This is a genomic window from Providencia zhijiangensis, from assembly GCF_030315915.2.
In the GTDB taxonomy this organism is placed as follows: domain Bacteria; phylum Pseudomonadota; class Gammaproteobacteria; order Enterobacterales; family Enterobacteriaceae; genus Providencia; species Providencia zhijiangensis.
In genome coordinates, this window is the sequence record NZ_CP135990.1 from 321,401 (window position 1) to 341,102 (window position 19,702).

The 19,702-nt window shown below is 44.2% G+C and carries 21 protein-coding genes; 20 read left to right on the forward strand and 1 reads right to left on the reverse strand.

Going from position 1 to position 19,702, the window contains the following annotated elements; genetic code table 11:
* Positions 1-68: 68 nt before the first annotated feature.
* From kefG to slyD, 4 genes are all read left to right on the forward strand, one after another.
* Positions 69-629, forward strand: coding sequence for a glutathione-regulated potassium-efflux system ancillary protein KefG (gene kefG / locus QS795_RS01450; RefSeq protein ID WP_318626761.1), 561 nt, complete (start codon positions 69-71; stop codon positions 627-629).
* Complete coding sequence (gene kefB, locus QS795_RS01455; RefSeq protein ID WP_181477890.1) at positions 622-2,430, forward strand: glutathione-regulated potassium-efflux system protein KefB; 1,809 nt, start codon at positions 622-624, stop codon at positions 2,428-2,430. The genes kefG and kefB overlap by 8 nt, the downstream gene beginning before the upstream one ends.
* A gap of 9 nt (positions 2,431-2,439) precedes the next feature.
* Entirely contained in the window at positions 2,440-2,643 is a 204-nt protein-coding gene (locus QS795_RS01460) for a YheV family putative zinc ribbon protein (protein WP_036948717.1), read from the forward strand.
* A gap of 86 nt (positions 2,644-2,729) precedes the next feature.
* Complete coding sequence (slyD, locus tag QS795_RS01465) at positions 2,730-3,335, forward strand: peptidylprolyl isomerase (protein ID WP_286272677.1); 606 nt, start codon at positions 2,730-2,732, stop codon at positions 3,333-3,335.
* A gap of 61 nt (positions 3,336-3,396) precedes the next feature.
* Here slyD and QS795_RS01470 read toward each other — a convergent pair whose 3' ends face one another.
* Positions 3,397-3,618, reverse strand: coding sequence for a SlyX family protein (locus QS795_RS01470; RefSeq protein WP_036948724.1), 222 nt, complete (start codon positions 3,616-3,618; stop codon positions 3,397-3,399).
* A gap of 234 nt (positions 3,619-3,852) precedes the next feature.
* On the opposite strand from QS795_RS01470, the gene fkpA reads away from it, so the two are divergent.
* From fkpA to rpoB, 16 genes are all read left to right on the forward strand, one after another.
* A complete protein-coding gene (fkpA, locus tag QS795_RS01475; RefSeq protein WP_154602336.1) occupies positions 3,853-4,596 on the forward strand; it encodes an FKBP-type peptidyl-prolyl cis-trans isomerase in 744 nt (247 codons plus the stop codon).
* Between the two features lie 339 nt (positions 4,597-4,935).
* Positions 4,936-5,640: a helix-turn-helix transcriptional regulator gene (locus QS795_RS01480; protein ID WP_036948726.1), complete on the forward strand. Its 705-nt coding sequence runs from the start codon at positions 4,936-4,938 to the stop codon at positions 5,638-5,640.
* Positions 5,637-6,041: a sulfurtransferase complex subunit TusD gene (tusD, locus tag QS795_RS01485; protein WP_286272674.1), complete on the forward strand. Its 405-nt coding sequence runs from the start codon at positions 5,637-5,639 to the stop codon at positions 6,039-6,041. The genes QS795_RS01480 and tusD overlap by 4 nt, the downstream gene beginning before the upstream one ends.
* A gap of 110 nt (positions 6,042-6,151) precedes the next feature.
* The gene (gene tusC / locus QS795_RS01490; RefSeq protein ID WP_154602349.1) at positions 6,152-6,481 is read left to right on the forward strand and encodes a sulfurtransferase complex subunit TusC; all 330 of its coding nucleotides are present in this window, start codon (positions 6,152-6,154) and stop codon (positions 6,479-6,481) included.
* Between the two features lie 58 nt (positions 6,482-6,539).
* Complete coding sequence (gene tusB / locus QS795_RS01495; RefSeq protein WP_154602338.1) at positions 6,540-6,827, forward strand: sulfurtransferase complex subunit TusB; 288 nt, start codon at positions 6,540-6,542, stop codon at positions 6,825-6,827.
* A gap of 136 nt (positions 6,828-6,963) precedes the next feature.
* Complete coding sequence (gene rpsL / locus QS795_RS01500; protein WP_004265905.1) at positions 6,964-7,338, forward strand: 30S ribosomal protein S12; 375 nt, start codon at positions 6,964-6,966, stop codon at positions 7,336-7,338.
* Between the two features lie 98 nt (positions 7,339-7,436).
* On the forward strand, positions 7,437-7,907 hold the full coding sequence (gene rpsG / locus QS795_RS01505; protein WP_006813694.1) for a 30S ribosomal protein S7: 471 nt from the start codon (positions 7,437-7,439) through the stop codon (positions 7,905-7,907).
* 86 nt (positions 7,908-7,993) lie between these two features.
* Positions 7,994-10,120 (forward strand): elongation factor G, encoded by a 2,127-nt coding sequence (gene fusA / locus QS795_RS01510; protein ID WP_154602339.1) that lies wholly within the window; start codon positions 7,994-7,996, stop codon positions 10,118-10,120.
* A gap of 78 nt (positions 10,121-10,198) precedes the next feature.
* Positions 10,199-11,383, forward strand: coding sequence for an elongation factor Tu (gene tuf / locus QS795_RS01515; protein ID WP_096759607.1), 1,185 nt, complete (start codon positions 10,199-10,201; stop codon positions 11,381-11,383).
* Between the two features lie 388 nt (positions 11,384-11,771).
* Complete coding sequence (gene secE, locus QS795_RS01520) at positions 11,772-12,158, forward strand: preprotein translocase subunit SecE (RefSeq protein WP_286272746.1); 387 nt, start codon at positions 11,772-11,774, stop codon at positions 12,156-12,158.
* On the forward strand, positions 12,159-12,704 hold the full coding sequence (gene nusG / locus QS795_RS01525; RefSeq protein ID WP_006657043.1) for a transcription termination/antitermination protein NusG: 546 nt from the start codon (positions 12,159-12,161) through the stop codon (positions 12,702-12,704). It abuts the gene before it with no gap.
* Between the two features lie 167 nt (positions 12,705-12,871).
* Positions 12,872-13,300, forward strand: coding sequence for a 50S ribosomal protein L11 (rplK, locus tag QS795_RS01530; RefSeq protein WP_006657044.1), 429 nt, complete (start codon positions 12,872-12,874; stop codon positions 13,298-13,300).
* Between the two features lie 4 nt (positions 13,301-13,304).
* The gene (gene rplA / locus QS795_RS01535; RefSeq protein WP_132497207.1) at positions 13,305-14,006 is read left to right on the forward strand and encodes a 50S ribosomal protein L1; all 702 of its coding nucleotides are present in this window, start codon (positions 13,305-13,307) and stop codon (positions 14,004-14,006) included.
* 335 nt (positions 14,007-14,341) lie between these two features.
* The gene (gene rplJ, locus QS795_RS01540; protein ID WP_006657046.1) at positions 14,342-14,839 is read left to right on the forward strand and encodes a 50S ribosomal protein L10; all 498 of its coding nucleotides are present in this window, start codon (positions 14,342-14,344) and stop codon (positions 14,837-14,839) included.
* A gap of 60 nt (positions 14,840-14,899) precedes the next feature.
* Positions 14,900-15,265 (forward strand): 50S ribosomal protein L7/L12, encoded by a 366-nt coding sequence (rplL, locus tag QS795_RS01545; protein ID WP_006657047.1) that lies wholly within the window; start codon positions 14,900-14,902, stop codon positions 15,263-15,265.
* Between the two features lie 357 nt (positions 15,266-15,622).
* Positions 15,623-19,651, forward strand: a complete 4,029-nt coding sequence (gene rpoB / locus QS795_RS01550; RefSeq protein ID WP_036953635.1) for a DNA-directed RNA polymerase subunit beta — start codon at positions 15,623-15,625, stop codon at positions 19,649-19,651.
* Positions 19,652-19,702: the final 51 nt, after the last annotated feature.

Consider the following 19,702-nt stretch of genomic DNA (forward strand, 5'->3'; position numbering starts at 1 on the left):
AAAGTACATTTAGCAGGCTGCATGGTAACGGAAAATTATCCGCCTGACACGCCTTTGAGGAGGGAAAGATGTCAAATACGCCAAAAGTGCTCGTGGTCTACGCTCACCCAGACCCCCATGAATCTGTTGCTAATCGTCTGTTGTTAAATGCAGTGCGCGATTTTGACAATGTCACTATCCACGATTTATACGCAACATATCCCGATTATTTTATTGATGTCACCGCAGAACAAAAGCTGCTTTGCCAGCATGATGTCATTGTATTTCAGCACCCGCTGTATACTTATAGTTGCCCCGCGCTATTAAAAGAGTGGTTTGACCAAGTTCTGACTCGCCGATTTGCCACAGACCAAGGATACCAAAAACTGAAAGGCAAATATTGGCGCTCGATTATCACCACGGGGGAGCCAGAAGAAACTTACCAGTATGGCGGCTATAATCGTTATCCATTATCTGAAATCCTTCGTCCATTTGAGTTGACCTCATTGATGTGTGATATGCACTGGATGGAGCCGAACATTATCTATTCTGCCCGTCGGCAGAGCCCACAACAGTTACAGCAAATGGTTGAAGAGTATAAGCAATGGATGAGACAACCCCTCAATACGAGAGATATTTCAAATGGATGAGTTAAATCTATTTGAGTCGGTGATCATATTTTTATGCGCCGGTGTGGTGATGGTGCCGATTGCCCAAAAAATCCGACTGGGTGCGGTATTAGGCTATTTATTGGCGGGGATTGTGATTGGTCCATTTGTATTGGGCTTTATTCGCAATGTGGATGACATTCTGCATTTCTCGGAGCTGGGTGTTGTCTTCTTAATGTTTTTGATTGGGTTGGAACTGAAACCCTCGAAATTGTGGGAGCTGCGCCGATCGATTTTTGGTGTCGGTACCATTCAAGTGGTTGTAACCGCGGCTTTGATGGCTGGGATCTTGATTCTAGCTCAGTTTTCTTGGCAGGCAGCTGTGGTTGGCGGGCTGGGAATGGCGATGTCCTCAACGGCTATGGCGCTGCAATTAATGAATGAAAAAGGGATGTCCAACCAAGAAAGTGGGCAGCTCGGTTTTTCTGTTTTACTGTTCCAAGATATGGCGGTAATCCCGATTATGGCGCTGATTCCGCTGTTGGCAGGGGATACGGGAAGCAGCGATTGGTACAAAATTGGATTGAAAGTGGTGGCGTTTGCGGGATTATGGATTGTCGGGCGTTATTTATTACGTCCACTCTTTAGGCTCGCAGCGAAATCGGGCGTTCATGAAATTTTTACCGCAGCGGCGTTGTTAGTCGTACTGGGTTCTGCGTTGATTATGGAAAGCCTTGGCTTCTCAATGGCGTTGGGTACGTTTATGGCGGGGGTGATGCTCGCTGAGACGGAATTTCGTCATGAACTTGAGATTAATATTGAACCGTTTAAAGGCTTGCTGCTAGGGCTGTTTTTCATCTCCGTCGGTATGTCATTAAATTTACAAGTATTGTGGGCTTATCTCCCTCAAGTTTTACTGGCAGTTTTGGTGCTGGTCGCCGTGAAAGCGCTTGTCTTATATGTATTGGGATTTGTGGCGCGTTTACGCACCGGTGCTCGAGCGCAATTCTCTGGGGTGCTTAGCCAAGGTGGTGAGTTCGCCTTTGTAATTTATGCCACGGCATTCGGTGCTAGCGTGATTGATGAGCGACAAATGGATTTATTGTTGGTAGTGGTGACGCTATCGATGATGACAACGCCACTTGTGATGCAGTTGATAGATGCGTATCTCAACCGCCGTTATAATCAGCAAGCAACCTCTACCGAAAAACCGTTTGTGGAAGATACCAATCCTCATGTGATTTTAGTGGGATTTGGGCGAATGGGGCAGGTGGTTGGTCGTCTATTGATGGCGAACAAAGTGAATATTACGGTGCTTGAACAAGATGTTACCGCGATTAGTACCATGCGCCGCTACGGTTACACCGTCTATTATGGGGATGCGCGAGAGCTACAACTTCTACGCTCAGCGGGAGCGGATAAAGCCAAAGCGATTGTGATCACCAGCAACGTTCCTGAAGAAGTGATGGAAATTGTGCGTATTTGCCAAGAAAACTTCCCGAATTTGCATATTATTGCGCGTGCAAAAGGGCGCTTAGAAGCTCACGAATTACTACACAGCGGCGTGACGGATTTTAGCCGTGAAACCTTCTCAAGCGCGTTAGAAATGGGAAGCAAAGCATTGATTAGCACCGGAATGCATCCACACAAAGCTTATCGAGCGAAACAGCATTTCCGTCGGCTTGATATGCGTATGCTACGGGATATTATTCCTGAAAACGAGAACAGCGACAGCGGGCAAATTTCACGTATTAAAGAGGCACGGCGTGAACTCAACGAACTTTTCGAAAAAGAGATGCAAAGAGAAAATCGCCAACCGCACAGCTGGAATAACGAACAGTAAGGTAGAAAAATGGCAGCAACACGTAAGCGTTTTATTGCTGGGGCAACCTGTCCTAAATGTAAGTCTCAAGACACCTTAATGATGTGGCGAGAAGATAAAATTGATGTGGTTGAATGTGTGAATTGTGGGGATCAACAACGTCAAGCTGAAGGCGATGCAACTGAGCATGTGAGAAAGCAAGAACAAGTTATTGGAATTTTTACCCCAGAATAAGAGAATTTTGTCAATTCTCAATACAGCACAATTGTTTTCCGGTACAATTGGCAAAAATTTTTCCCTTACGGGTCGTAGGAGATGTCATGAAAGTAGCAAAAGACTTGGTTGTAAGCCTAGCTTACCAAGTAAGAACAGAAGACGGTGTTTTAGTTGATGAGTCCCCGGCAAATGCGCCAATGGACTATCTGCATGGCCGTGGTTCTTTAATTTCTGGTCTGGAAAAAGCATTAGAAGGTCGTGCAGTTGGCGAACATTTCGATGTTGAAGTCGCTTCAGACGATGCATATGGTGAATATGATGACAACTTAGTTCAACGTGTACCGAAAGATGTATTCATGGGCGTTGACGAGCTGGAAGTGGGTATGCGTTTCTTAGCGGACACTGACATGGGCCCAGTTCCAGTTGAAATCACTGGCATCGAAGGCGATGAAGTTATCGTTGACGGTAACCATATGCTAGCAGGTCAAAACCTGAAATTTAATGTTGAAGTCATGGCTATCCGTGAAGCAACTGAAGAAGAAATCGCTCATGGCCACGTCCATGGTGCTGATGGTCACGACCACGACCATGACCACGAAGGTGGTTGCTGTGGCGGTGGCGGTCATAGCCACGGTTCAGAAGGCGGTTGCTGTGGTGGTGGCGAAGGTCAAGGCCACGGTCACAAGCATGGCGGTTGTGGTTGCCACTAATCCCTAGCGCCAATGAGTAAAAAAAAGGAAAGCAGATGCTTTCCTTTTTTCGTTGATAGTTTCAGTAATGTGGCGGTGGAGTCTCTTCTTCTGGACGAGCTAGGTGAGATGATTGCGATGCTTTTAATCTCTCCGCCACAATACGTAAATGTTCCTGCATTTTTGACAGCTGCATTTGTTGTTCTGTAATTACTTGGTTAAGCTGTTCAATGGTCAATTCTTGGAAAGCAACTTTGCTTTCTAAAAGTTCTAAACGCTGTTCAAAATTGTCTGATGAATCCATTTTAGACTCTCCTTATGGGTTCTCATCATGAAAAAAACATCATAATAACCGAACATTACAAATCAACAGATAAGTTTTATTTAAAGGTGTAGGCGTTGAAACCTCTTTTTGTTAATGTGGTCTAAGATATTCTTATATTTATTGTGTTAACTGACAGCTTGTTTTTTTAAGGTAAGGAACAGCTATCAATAAAAATGAGCCGTATGGCTCGAATAATAGCTATCGGAGATTAGGATGAAATCACTGTTTAAGGCAAGTCTATTAGCAACAACATTAGCATTCGCTTTTACTGCCCCACAAGTTATGGCGGAAGAAGCAAAAACACAAGCGAGCGCTTTCAAAAATGCAGAAGAGCGTAACGCATACGCATTAGGTGCCTCTTTAGGTCGCTATATGCAGAATTCTTTAGAAGAACAAAAATCGATCGGTATTAATCTGGACAAAGCCCAATTACTGGCTGGTGTTCAAGATGCATTCAACGGCAAAAGCAAAATGACTGATGCACAAGTTGAAGAAACATTACGTCAATTCGAAGGACAAGTGAAAAAAGCAGCTGAAGATAAAATCAAAGCTGAATCAGTAGCTAACGTGAAGAAAGGTGACGAATATCGCGAGAAATTTGCAAAAGAAAAGGGCGTAGTGAAAACTAAGTCTGGCCTACTGTACAAAATTGAAAAAGACGGTACTGGTGCCAAACCTAAAGAAGACGAAACCGTTGTTGTTCACTATAAAGGCTCTTTAGTTGATGGCACTGAATTCGATAGTTCTTATTCTCGTAACGAGCCACTGACTATCCCATTAAACTCAGTGATCAAAGGCTGGACTGAAGGTTTATCTAACCTGAAGAAAGGTGGCAAGATGACATTAGTTATCCCACCAGAATTAGCTTACGGTGAAAACGGCGTTCCAGGTATCCCAGCAAATTCAACGCTGATCTTTGATGTTGAATTATTAGACATCAAACCTGCTGCAAAATAAGATTTCACAGTGTTAAAAACAAAAAGGCTCAGATTCGTTCTGGGCTTTTTTCATTGGGTTACGCAATTCAATGCTAAAAAAGCAGAGTTGTGTCATTCTCGATTAAAAATTTACATTTAAAAATCTTATATTCTTTAAAACTTGTGATAAAACATACTCTCTTGCATTCATTCGCTTGACGGCAACGCCTTGGAGTTTTAACTTCAGTAGATTCGTTTTTATTTTTAATCATCACATCCGTTGACTATGTACGATAAAGTGAAGGCAAATGAGTCGAATAATGAATGCCTCATTGGTTGACGTGATGAATTTTATACACTTTAGAAGGATGCCGTTGAAATGTCTGATGCATTACAATCCCAAGACCTCAGTGATATTAATATTCTTGATAACCAGCCGTTTACTGAGACTGACCACGAAATTTTAAAATCATATGAAGCTGCGGTTGACGGGCTCGCTATGCTAATCGGTGAGCATTGTGAAATTGTTCTTCACTCTTTAGAAGACCTCAAATGTTCAGCAGTGAGAATAGCGAATGGTCAGCATACAGGGCGTAAAATTGGCTCCCCTATCACTGACTTAGCATTAAGAATGCTTCATGACATGGCGGATGCGGAATCCAATGTCTCTAAAGCGTATTTTACGAAAGCGAAAAGTGGCGACTTAATGAAGTCTGTGACGATTGCGATTCGTAACCGTAAGCAACGAGTTATTGGCTTACTGTGTATCAACATGAACTTGGATGTGCCATTCTCTGAAATCATTAAGTCTTTTGTGCCGGAAGAAAAGCAAGAAGTGACTTCCGATGTGAACTTTGCGTCTTCAGTTGATGACTTAGTCGCACAAACATTGGAATACACCATCGAAGAAGTTAGCAATGACCGTAATGTTTCTAACAACGCGAAAAATAAACAAGTGGTTCTGAACCTGTACGAAAAAGGGATCTTTGATATCAAAGATGCTATCAACCAAGTTGCTGACCGCCTGAATATTTCCAAGCACACTGTCTATTTATATATCCGCCAATTTAAGAGTGGTGAATGAGTAAAACAACCCCGCTAACCTATTGTTTGTTAGTGACAGGCCCCGCATACGGCACTTCACAATCAGCAAATGCCTATCAATTTGCCAAGGCCCTTCTTCAAGAGGGGCATCTATTGAAGACGGTGTTTTTCTATCAAGATGGCGTTCTGAATGGCAATGCTTTAACTTCCCCTGCGAATGATGAATTTGATCTGGTCAAAGCATGGCGCCAGCTGGCACAAGAGTCGGGCTGTGAAATGAATATCTGCGTTGCAGCAGGGTTACGTCGTGGTATTACAGATGAAGAGCAAGCTAACGCGCTATCGCTATCTGCTTATAATTTATCTGAAAGTTTTACCATGAGCGGTTTAGGAAGTCTGGCTGAATCCATGTTAACCACTGACCGCACAATCCAGTTTTAAACCTGAACATCATGAACCACGTCACTCTATAAGATATAAGATATAAGATATAAGATATAAGATATAAGATAAGGTCTCTTGTGAAGAAAATAGCCTTTGTTTTTACGACTATGCCACATGGTAGTGCCAGTGGGCGCGAAGGACTGGATGCGTTATTAGCGACCTCAGCACTGACTGAGGAAATCAGTGTATTCTTTCTTTCTGATGGCGTATGCCAATTACTCGCTCATCAGCAGCCTAAAGAAATTTTAGCTCGGGACTATATTGCGACGTTCAAGATTTTACCTCTCTATGACATTGAAAACATTTACCTATGTTCAGAGTCATTAAAGGAAAGAGGTCTTAGCCAGCAAAATGAGTGGATTGTGACACCTGAATTTTTAACACCCCAGCAGATCCAAGAGCAGTTATCTGTCTGTGATGTTGTGCTGAAATTTTGAGCGCGTGTTCAAAATTTGATCTTGTGTTCGGATTTTGATCTATAGTAGGATCCTGCCTATGCTATACACCCTAGCCACTTCTCCATTTAAATGTGATTTTTCCGCGCTATTGCGTTTAATCACCAATGAAGACGCTATATTGCTTTTCCAAGATGGTGTGATTGCCGCCGTTTCACAATCCAAATATCTTGCGGAACTACAAAATAGCGGTGCCCAAATCTATGCCTTGGATGCAGATATTGACGCCCGAGGGCTACAAGATCAGGTAGCTGATGGCGTTTCTATCATCTCATATCAAGGTTTTGTAAAGCTAACTGAAGCTCATAAGCAACATTTTGCCTTATAAAGTCACTAAAAGTTGTATATTTCTTGACACCTGAGCCAGTCGGCAATAAAATTTCGCGTCCTCGTGTATCGTCATGTTGGCGAACGAGGTCAAAATCCGTGTTTACGAAGCAAAAAAACCAGGAGCTTTTTTAATAATGGCAACTATTAATCAGCTGGTACGCAAATCTCGTAGCTCGAAAGTTGTGAAAAGCAACGTTCCAGCACTGGAAGCTTGCCCGCAAAAACGTGGCGTATGTACTCGTGTATATACTACCACTCCTAAAAAACCAAACTCAGCATTACGTAAAGTATGCCGTGTTCGTTTAACTAACGGTTTCGAAGTATCTTCCTACATCGGTGGTGAAGGCCACAACTTGCAGGAACACTCCGTAATCCTGATCCGTGGCGGTCGTGTTAAAGACTTGCCAGGTGTGCGTTATCACACCGTTCGCGGCGCACTGGACTGTTCTGGTGTTAAAGACCGTAAGCAAGCTCGTTCTAAATACGGCGCGAAGAAACCTAAGGCTTAATGGATTTCCGTTAAGTAAGGCCAAACATTTTTAATCTTAATGTCAAAATACTCTCGTAGAGTTTTGGACAAACCTGAATTAACAACGGAGTCATATCCATGCCACGTCGTCGCGTAATTGGTCAACGTAAAATTCTTCCAGATCCTAAGTTCGGATCAGAATTACTGGCCAAATTTGTAAATATCCTGATGGTAGACGGGAAAAAATCTACTGCTGAAGCAATCGTATATAACGCACTTGAGCTCCTTGCTCAGCGTTCTGGTAAAACTGAACTTGACGCATTCGAATTAGCACTTGATAACGTGCGTCCGACTGTGGAAGTTAAATCCCGCCGTGTTGGTGGTTCAACTTACCAAGTTCCAGTTGAAGTTCGCCCGGTTCGTCGTAATGCCCTGGCAATGCGTTGGATCGTTGATGCTGCTCGTAAACGCGGTGATAAATCTATGGCGCTTCGCCTGGCAAACGAATTATCAGACGCTGCTGAGAACAAAGGTTCATCTGTTAAGAAACGTGAAGACGTTCACCGTATGGCAGAAGCTAACAAGGCGTTCGCACACTACCGTTGGTAATCTCTTACCAATCTTAGTGATGTATCTCAGGGTAGCTTTCAGCTGCCCTTTATATGAAGAATTGAACGCCCACGAGAGAGGAAAAAATGGCTCGTCAAACGCCCATAGCACGCTATCGTAACATCGGTATCAGTGCACACATCGACGCCGGTAAAACCACAACTTCTGAACGTATTCTGTTCTATACTGGTGTAAACCATAAGATCGGTGAAACCCACGAAGGTTCTGCAACAATGGACTGGATGGAGCAGGAGCAAGAGCGTGGTATTACTATCACTTCAGCTGCGACTACTGCATTCTGGTCTGGTATGGCTAAGCAGTATGAACCACACCGTATCAACATCATCGACACCCCGGGACACGTTGACTTCACAATCGAAGTAGAACGTTCTATGCGTGTTCTTGATGGCGCGGTAATGGTTTACTGTGCGGTTGGTGGTGTTCAGCCACAGTCTGAAACTGTATGGCGTCAGGCTAACAAATATAAAGTTCCACGTATCGCGTTCGTTAACAAAATGGACCGTATGGGTGCGAACTTCTTACGCGTTGTTGAGCAGTTAAAAACTCGTTTAGCAGCTACTGCAGTTCCACTGCAATTACCAGTTGGCGCAGAAGAGTCGTTCACTGGTGTTGTTGACTTGCTGAAAATGAAAGCAATCAAATGGAACGATGAAGACCAAGGCGTTACCTTCGAATACGAAGATATCCCTGCGGACATGCAAGAGCTGGCTGAAGAGTGGCACAACAACCTGATCGAATCCGCTGCAGAAGCATCAGAAGAACTGATGGAAAAATATCTGGGCGGTGAAGAACTGACTGAAGCCGAAATCAAAGGTGCTTTACGTCAACGTGTTCTTGCTAGCGAAATTATCCTGGTTACCTGTGGTTCTGCATTTAAGAACAAAGGTGTTCAGGCGATGCTGGATGCGGTCGTGGATTACTTACCAGCTCCTACAGATGTACCGGCAATTAACGGTATTCTGGACGATGGTAAAGATACTCCAGCTGAACGTCATGCAAGTGACGAAGAGCCGTTCTCATCTTTAGCATTTAAAATTGCAACTGACCCATTCGTTGGTAACCTGACATTCTTCCGTGTTTACTCCGGTGTTGTTAACTCAGGTGATACCGTTCTGAACGCTGTTAAAGCGAAGAAAGAGCGTTTTGGTCGTATCGTTCAGATGCACGCTAACAAGCGTGAAGAGATTAAAGAAGTTCGCGCTGGTGACATCGCGGCTGCTATCGGTCTGAAAGACGTAACTACAGGTGATACTTTATGTGCAGTTGATGCACCAATCATCCTGGAGCGTATGGAATTCCCAGAGCCAGTAATCTCTGTTGCAATCGAACCAAAAACTAAAGCTGACCAAGAAAAAATGGGTATCGCATTAGGCCGTCTGGCTCAAGAAGACCCATCATTCCGCGTATCAAGTGATGAAGAGACTAATCAGACTATCATCGCTGGTATGGGTGAATTGCACTTGGACGTTCTGGTTGACCGTATGCGTCGTGAATTTAAAGTTGAAGCGAACGTTGGTAAACCACAAGTAGCTTACCGCGAAGCAATCACTGCTAAAGTGACTGATATCGAAGGTAAACACGCGAAACAGTCTGGTGGTCGTGGTCAGTACGGTCATGTCGTTATCGATATGTACCCACTGGACAAGAAAGACAAAGATGGTCTGCCAATGGACTACGAATTTGTCAACGAAATCAAAGGTGGTGTAATCCCTACGGAATACATTCCTGCGGTTGACAAAGGTCTGCAAGAGCAGCTTAAGTCTGGTCCATTAGCTGGTTATCCAGTAGTTAACATGGGTGTTCGTCTGCATTTCGGTTCTTACCATGATGTTGACTCATCTGAATTGGCGTTTAAATTGGCAGCATCGCTGGCATTTAAAGACGGCTTCAAAAAAGCGAAACCAGTTCTGCTTGAGCCAATCATGAAAGTTGAAGTGGAAACTCCAGAAGACTACATGGGCGATGTAATTGGTGACCTGAACCGTCGTCGTGGTATGATTGAAGGTATGGATGACTTACCTACTGGTAAAGTTGTTCGTGCACAAGTACCATTGTCCGAAATGTTCGGTTATGCTACTGACCTGCGTTCTCAGACACAAGGTCGTGCTTCATACTCTATGGAGTTCCTGAAGTACAATGAAGCGCCAAACAACGTTGCACAAGCTGTAATCGAAGCTCGTAACGCTAGATAATCGATTTTTATCGATTTAACTACTTTAATTTAAGTTCCTTCTTTATCGTGAAGAGGGAACTCCATAAGGAATAGAGTCGTGTCTAAAGAAAAATTTGAACGTTCAAAACCGCACGTTAACGTTGGTACAATCGGCCACGTTGACCATGGTAAAACTACCCTGACAGCAGCAATCACTACTGTTCTGGCTAAAACTTACGGCGGTAACGCTCGTGCATTCGACCAAATCGATAACGCACCAGAAGAAAAAGCGCGTGGTATCACCATTTCTACTTCTCACGTAGAATATGACACTCCAACTCGCCACTACGCACACGTAGACTGCCCAGGTCACGCCGACTATGTTAAAAACATGATCACTGGTGCTGCGCAGATGGACGGTGCAATTCTGGTTGTTGCTGCGACTGATGGCCCAATGCCACAAACTCGTGAGCACATCCTGTTAGGTCGCCAAGTAGGTGTTCCTTACATCATCGTTTTCCTGAACAAATGTGACATGGTAGACGACGAAGAACTGTTAGAATTAGTTGAAATGGAAGTTCGTGAACTTCTGTCTCAATACGATTTCCCAGGCGACGACACTCCAGTTGTTCGCGGTTCAGCACTGAAAGCGCTGGAAGGCAACCCAGAGTGGGAAGCGAAAATTGTTGAATTAGCAGGCTACCTGGATTCTTACATCCCAGAACCAGAGCGTGCAATTGACAAGCCATTCCTGCTGCCAATCGAAGACGTATTCTCAATCTCTGGTCGTGGTACAGTAGTAACAGGCCGTGTTGAGCGTGGTATCATCAAAGTTGGTGAAGAAGTTGAAATCGTTGGTATCCAAGCAACGGCTAAAACAACTTGTACTGGCGTTGAAATGTTCCGTAAACTGCTGGACGAAGGTCGTGCGGGTGAGAACGTTGGTGTTCTGCTGCGTGGTACTAAGCGTGAAGAAATTCAACGTGGTCAAGTACTGGCTAAACCAGGTTCAATCAAGCCACACACTCAATTTGAATCAGAAGTTTATATTCTGAGCAAAGATGAAGGTGGTCGTCATACTCCATTCTTCAAAGGCTACCGTCCACAGTTCTACTTCCGTACAACTGACGTAACCGGTACTATCGAACTGCCAGAAGGCGTAGAGATGGTAATGCCAGGCGACAACATCAACATGATCGTGACTCTGATTCACCCAATCGCGATGGATGATGGTTTACGTTTCGCAATCCGTGAAGGTGGTCGTACTGTAGGTGCGGGTGTTGTTGCAAGAATCATTGCATAATACCGCTCTTTCTGAATAAGAAAGAACCACTTTAGTAAAAAGGGCATCGACTGATGCCCTTTTTATACTCAAGTTTTTAAAATGTTAGCGTTTAAACCTAAGAACCTATCTCATCAATCGTTTTCATAATTATTGGTGAGATAGGCTCTGAAACAACGATTTACTGACTGTATTGAGAGCCTGATGCAGTTATATGAGATTTATTAAGGTTTTGCTCAGAAGTTATGGTATATTTTACCGCTGCCACGAAAAGAAATTTATTTTCGAAATAGGGTGGTCATTAAATTTACTGGGTATGCTGGCATATTCTATTGGTGTGCTCTGATTGCCATACTGCATAGGTAAGGCAAGCGAGCTTTATACATACTTCATGGTAACAGGTTGAATTATGAGTGCGAATAGCGAAGCTCAAGGAAGTGGACGCAGTGTAGACATCTTCAAATGGGTAGTTGTCTGTGCCTTATTAATTGTTGCTATCGTGGGCAACTATTACTTCCGTCAATATAATCTCGCACTGCGTGCTTTTGCAGTTGTGGCTGTAGTAGCTATTGCTGGTGCTGTTGCTTTGTGGACCACAAAAGGTAAAGCAACTCTGGCGTTTGCGCGCGAAGCTCGCATCGAGGTGAAGAAAGTCATTTGGCCTACTCGCCAGGAAGCATTACAAACGACTTTGATTGTTGCTGCTGTAACGGCTGTAATGTCACTGATCCTGTGGGGATTAGATGGTATCCTAGTGCGTTTAGTTTCATTTATTACAAGCCTGAGGTTATTCTAAATGTCAGATTTACCTAAAAAACGCTGGTATGTCATTCAGGCATTCTCTGGTTTTGAAGGTCGCGTAGCACAGTCTCTGCGTGAACATATCAAATTACATAATATGGAAGAGTTATTTGGCGATGTTATGGTTCCAACTGAAGAAGTTGTTGAGATCCGTAGCGGCCAGCGCCGTAAGAGCGAGCGTAAATTCTTCCCTGGTTACGTATTAGTTCAAATGGTCATGAATGATGACTCTTGGCACTTAGTACGCAGTGTTCCGCGTGTAATGGGCTTTATCGGTGGGACTTCAGATCGTCCAGCACCAATTAGTGATAAAGAAGTTGATGCGATCATGAATCGCTTACAACAAGTTGGTGATAAGCCACGTCCTAAAACGCTATTTGAACCAGGTGAAATGGTTCGTGTTAGCGAAGGTCCATTCGCTGACTTCAACGGTGTTGTTGAAGAAATCGACTATGAAAAGAGCCGCTTAAAAGTCTCTGTTTCTATTTTTGGTCGTGCAACTCCAGTTGAGTTAGACTTCGGACAGGTAGAAAAAGCCTAACTAATCCGAATAGCAGACTTGCAAAAGGCGCGAAATTTTCATACAATTTCGCGCCTTTTGTTTTTTATGCTTGGCATCATACTGCGCAAACGGTGTGTTGCGGGGCGTTAATGTAACGGGGAGCCTTAATCCATTAAGGCGTTATTACCCAATTTGAGGAAATATTCATGGCTAAGAAAGTACAAGCCTACGTTAAGCTGCAAGTAGCAGCTGGTATGGCAAACCCAAGTCCACCGGTTGGTCCAGCACTGGGTCAGCAAGGTGTGAACATCATGGAATTCTGTAAAGCGTTCAACGCAAAAACAGACAGCCTGGAAAAAGGTTTACCAATTCCTGTTGTTATTACTGTTTATGCAGACCGTTCATTCACTTTTGTAACTAAAACTCCACCGGCAGCAGTTCTGCTGAAAAAAGCGGCTGGCGTTAAGTCTGGTTCTGGTAAGCCGAACAAAGACAAAGTTGGTAAAGTGACTTCTGCACAGGTTCGCGAAATCGCAGAAACTAAAGCTGCGGATATGACTGGTGCTGACGTTGACGCGATGATGCGTTCAATCGCTGGTACTGCTCGTTCCATGGGCCTGGTAGTGGAGGACTAATAGAATGGCTAAACTGACTAAGCGCATGCGCAATATCCGTGAGAAAGTTGATGTAACTAAACAGTATGACATCAATGAAGCCGTTGCTCTGCTGAAAGAATTAGCGACTGCTAAATTCGTGGAAAGCGTTGACGTAGCTATCAATCTTGGTATCGATGCTCGTAAATCTGACCAGAACGTTCGCGGTGCAACTGTACTGCCAAACGGTACTGGCCGTTCAGTTCGCGTTGCTGTGTTCGCACAAGGCGCAAACGCTGAAGCTGCTAAAGCTGCTGGCGCTGAACTGGTTGGTATGGAAGATCTGGCTGATAAAATCAAAGCTGGTGAAATGAACTTTGACGTTGTTATTGCTTCTCCAGATGCAATGCGCGTTGTTGGCCAATTGGGTCAAGTTCTGGGCCCACGTGGTCTGATGCCAAACCCGAAAGTTGGTACTGTAACTCCTAACGTTGCTGAAGCGGTTAATAACGCTAAAGCTGGTCAGGTTCGTTACCGTAACGACAAAAACGGAATCATCCACACCACTATCGGTAAAGCTGATTTCGACGCTGACAAACTGAAAGAAAACTTAGAAGCACTGCTGATCGCGCTGAAAAAAGCAAAACCAGCTTCTGCTAAAGGCGTTTTCATCAAGAAAATCAGCCTGTCCACTACCATGGGCGCAGGTGTTGCTATCGACCAATCTGGTCTGTCAGCAGCAGTTTAATTCCGTTAGCATCTGCTAATTGGCAATTAGGCTTTACCTTTGCGGCAAATTTGTATAAAATTTGACGCTTCGAGTTTGTTGGGTATAGAAATGTGCCCAACAAACCACAAATTTCGGTATGGAGTCTGGCCTTTCCAGACCCCGTCCAAGACCGCAGGTGTAGTTTATTAGTTACTAGTAGCTACTTAATTTACCTGCGTAGACGGTGACAGAGATACCTAGAATTTAATTCTGGATTTCTATTCTGCTCACCGTGTTTTAGCGCTCTTACATAATGTTGTGTTTGAGTGATGTGAGTCCCGGGTTTTCCCGGTTAATCCAGGAGCAAGAAGCTAATGGCACTAAATCTTCAAGACAAACAAGCGATTGTTGCTGAAGTCAGCGAAGTAGCCAAAGGCGCGCTTTCTGCAGTTGTTGCTGATTCACGCGGCGTAACTGTAGCAAAAATGACTGAACTGCGTAAAGCAGGTCGCGAAGCTGGCGTTTATATCCGTGTTGTTCGTAACACGCTGATTCGCCGTGCTGTTGAAGGTACTGCTTATGATGTACTGAAAGACGCGTTTGTTGGTCCAACCTTAATTGCTTTCTCTAACGAACATCCGGGCGCTGGCGCTCGTCTGTTCAAAGAGTTCGCGAAAGCGAATCCAGCATTTGAGATTAAAGCTGCGGCCTTTGAAGGTGAGTTAATCCAAGCGAAAGATATCGATCGTCTGGCAACTCTCCCAACTTACGATGAAGCAATCGCACGCCTGATGGCAACCATGAAAGAAGCCGCTGCCGGCAAATTGGTTCGTACTCTGGCTGCTCTGCGCGATCAGAAAGAAGCTGCATAAGCCCTTTCCTTCGTTGCTTTTTAACGTATAAACTATTTCTGAATTTTAGGAACACTTGTTATGTCTATCACTAAAGACCAAATCCTTGATGCAGTTGCAGAAATGTCTGTAATGGACGTTGTTGAACTGATTACTATGATGGAAGAAAAATTCGGCGTTTCTGCTGCTGCAGCTGTTGCTGTTGCTGCGGGCCCAGCTGAAGCTGCTGAAGAAAAAACTGAATTCGACGTTGTTCTGGCATCTGTTGGTGCGAACAAAGTTGCAGTTATCAAAGCAGTTCGTGGTGCAACCGGTCTTGGCCTGAAAGAAGCTAAAGACATGGTAGAATCAGCTCCAGCAGTTATCAAAGAAGCTGCAAGCAAAGACGAAGCTGAAACTCTGAAAAAATCTCTTGAAGAAGCAGGCGCTTCTGTTGAACTTAAATAAGTTCAATTTCAAGAACGCAGCTTAAGTAATTAGGCTGATGGCTGGTGATTTTTTAATCACCAGCCTTTTTGCGCTGTAAAGCGTGATGGGTGTTAACAGCTTTTCACGCAGTTTTAATGTTAACAAACAACCCTCCAATACTTCTTTCTATTTGACGACTTAATATACTGTGTTCTGCGCTACGACCCGCTCGGGTAGCTCGGTAGCAACTGCAACGCAATGAAATGATTTAAGAGTAATAGAAATGGGTATTCAGGAAAGTATTCATTTTCCATTTCTTCAAAAAACGCGTTCCTGTTCTGCCCTTAATCTAAAGGCGAACGATTTGGGTCACTGATCAACGAGCTGAGGAAACCTATGGTTTACTCCTATACCGAGAAAAAACGTATTCGTAAGGATTTTGGTAAACGTCCACAAGTTTTGGATATACCTTATCTCCTTTCCATCCAACTTGACTCGTTCCAGAAGTTTATCGAGCAAGATCCTGATGGCCAGAATGGTCTGGAAGCTGCTTTCCGTTCCGTATTCCCAATTCAGAGTTACAGTGGTAATGCTGAACTGCAATATGTCAGCTATCGTTTAGGCGAGCCTGTTTTTGACGTTAAAGAATGTCAAATTCGCGGCGTGACCTATTCTGCACCACTGCGTGTAAAACTTCGCCTGATCGTGTATGAGCGAGAAGCTCCAGAAGGCACCGTTAAAGACATCAAAGAACAAGAAGTTTACATGGGTGAAATTCCACTCATGACTGAAAACGGAACTTTTGTTATCAACGGTACTGAGCGTGTTATCGTTTCCCAGTTACACCGTAGTCCTGGTGTATTCTTCGATAGCGATAAAGGTAAAACTCACTCTTCAGGTAAAGTGCTGTATAACGCACGTATTATCCCTTACCGTGGTTCATGGCTTGATTTCGAATTCGATCCGAAAGATAACCTATTTGTACGTATTGACCGTCGCCGTAAATTACCTGCGACCATTATTCTGCGTGCAATGGATTACAACACCGAAGAAATCTTAAATCTGTTCTTCGACAAAACTGTATTCCAAATCCGCGATAACAAACTGATGATGACGCTGGTTCCTGAGCGTCTGCGTGGTGAAACTGCTTCTTTCGATATCGAAGCAAACGGCAAAGTTTATGTTGAAAAAGGCCGTCGTATCACTGCTCGTCATATTCGTCAGTTAGAAAAAGAAGAAGTTAGCAATATCGAAGTTCCTGTTGAATACATCGCAGGTAAAGTTGTTGCAAGAGATTACATCGATGAGAGCACCGGTGAGCTGATTTGTGCAGCGAATATGGAACTGTCATTAGATATGTTGGCACGTCTGAGCCAGTCTGGTCACAAAACAATCGAAACATTGTTCACCAACGACTTAGACCACGGTGCTTATATCTCTGAAACCGTTCGCGTCGACCCAACTAACGATCGTTTAAGTGCACTGGTAGAAATCTACCGTATGATGCGCCCTGGTGAGCCGCCAACACGCGAAGCTGCAGAAAACCTGTTCGATAACCTGTTCTTCTCTGAAGACCGTTACGACTTGTCTGCTGTAGGTCGTATGAAGTTCAACCGTTCACTGAACCGTGATGAAATCGAAGGTTCTGGTATCCTGAGTGAAGAAGACATCATTGATGTTATGCGTAAACTCATCGATATCCGTAACGGTAAAGGCGAAGTCGATGATATCGACCACTTAGGTAACCGTCGTATTCGTTCCGTTGGCGAAATGGCTGAGAACCAATTCCGTGTAGGTCTGGTTCGTGTTGAGCGTGCAGTGAAAGAGCGTCTTTCTCTGGGCGACCTCGATGCATTAATGCCACAGGATATGATCAACGCTAAGCCAATTTCAGCAGCAGTTAAAGAGTTCTTTGGTTCCAGCCAGCTGTCTCAATTTATGGACCAGAACAACCCACTGTCTGAAATTACGCATAAACGTCGTATCTCTGCATTAGGCCCAGGTGGTCTGACTCGTGAACGTGCAGGCTTCGAAGTACGTGACGTACACCCAACTCACTATGGTCGTGTTTGTCCAATCGAAACCCCTGAAGGTCCGAACATCGGTCTGATCAACTCATTATCTGTTTATGCACAGACCAATGAGTACGGTTTCTTAGAAACTCCATACCGTTTAGTCCGTGATGGCATCGTAACTGATGAAATCCATTACCTGTCTGCAATCGAAGAAGGTAACTTCATCATTGCTCAGGCAAACACCGTATTAAGCGACGATGGCCGTTTCATCGAAGAATTAGTTACTTGCCGTAACAAAGGCGAGTCAAGCTTATTCAGCCGTGAACAAGTTGAATATATGGATGTTTCGACTCAACAGGTTGTTTCTGTTGGTGCGTCACTGATCCCATTCCTTGAACACGATGACGCCAACCGTGCATTGATGGGTGCGAACATGCAACGTCAAGCGGTTCCTACTTTACGTGCTGACAAACCATTAGTTGGTACAGGTATGGAACGTGCAGTAGCGGTTGACTCCGGTGTTACTGCTGTTGCAAGACGTGGTGGTTCAGTTCAATACGTTGATGCTTCTCGTATCGTTATCAAAGTTAACGAAGATGAGATGTATCCGGGCGAAGCTGGAATCGATATCTATAACCTGACTAAATACACTCGTTCTAACCAGAACACCTGTATTAACCAGATGCCTTGCGTATCTTTAGGTGAACCAGTTGAGCGTGGTGATGTGTTAGCGGATGGTCCTTCAACAGACCTCGGCGAATTAGCACTGGGTCAAAACATGCGCGTGGCATTCATGCCATGGAATGGTTATAACTTCGAAGACTCCATCTTAGTTTCTGAGCGTGTTGTTCAAGAAGACCGTTTCACAACTATTCACATTCAGGAACTCTCTTGTGTGTCTCGTGACACCAAATTAGGGCCTGAAGAGATCACTGCGGATATTCCAAACGTTGGTGAAGCAGCACTGTCTAAACTTGATGAATCCGGTATCGTTTATATCGGTGCAGAAGTGAAAGGCGGAGACATTCTGGTTGGTAAAGTCACCCCTAAAGGTGAAACCCAATTAACACCAGAAGAAAAACTGCTGCGTGCTATCTTCGGTGAAAAAGCTTCAGACGTTAAAGACTCTTCTTTACGTATTCCTAACGGCGTATCTGGTACGGTTATCGACGTACAAGTATTTACCCGTGATGGCGTAGAGAAAGACAAACGTGCTCTGGAAATCGAAGAAACTCAGTTACGTGATGCGAAGAAAGACTTAACAGAAGAGCTGCGTATTTTTGAATCTGCGCTGTTCTCTCGTATCCGTTCTGTACTGATCAGCGGTGGTATTGAAGCTGATAAACTGGACAAATTGCCTCGTGACCGTTGGTTAGAATTAGCATTAGCTGATGAAGAGAAACAGAACCAGTTAGAGCAATTAGCTGAACAGTACGATGAACTGAAATCTGAGTTCGCTAAGAAACTGGAAGCAAAACGTCGCAAGATCACTCAAGGTGATGACCTTGCACCGGGCGTACTGAAAATTGTTAAGGTTTATCTGGCTGTTAAACGTCAGATTCAACCGGGTGATAAAATGGCGGGTCGCCATGGTAACAAAGGTGTTATCTCAAAAATCAACCCAGTTGAAGACATGCCTTACGATGAAAACGGTAACCCAGTTGACATCGTTCTGAACCCACTGGGCGTACCATCACGTATGAACATCGGTCAGATTCTGGAAACTCACTTAGGTATGGCTGCTAAAGGTATTGGTGAAAAAATCAATGCTATGCTTAAACAGCAGCAAGAAGTTGCCAAACTGCGTGAATTCATCCAGAAAGCTTACGATTTAGGTGATGATCCGCGTCAGAAAGTTGACTTAAATACTTTCTCTGATGAAGAAGTTATGCGTTTGGCAGAGAACCTGAGAAAAGGTATGCCAATTGCAACACCAGTGTTTGATGGTGCAAAAGAGAAAGAAATTAAAGAACTGCTGAAACTGGGCGGTCTGCCAACTTCAGGTCAGATTACATTGTTCGACGGTCGTACTGGCGAGAAATTTGAGCGTCAAGTCACCGTAGGTTACATGTACATGCTGAAACTGAACCACTTGGTTGACGATAAGATGCACGCCCGTTCAACTGGTTCTTACAGCTTGGTTACTCAGCAACCGCTGGGTGGTAAAGCGCAGTTCGGTGGTCAGCGTTTCGGGGAGATGGAAGTGTGGGCACTGGAAGCATACGGTGCAGCCTATACCCTTCAAGAAATGCTTACAGTTAAATCGGATGACGTTAACGGCCGTACGAAGATGTATAAAAACATCGTCGATGGCAGCCATCAGATGGAACCTGGTATGCCGGAATCTTTCAACGTATTGCTGAAAGAAATCCGCTCACTGGGTATCAACATCGAGCTGGAAGACGAGTAATTCGTTCTGTGCCGGAAGGTTTGCCTTCCGGCCCATGTAAGCACTGGGATT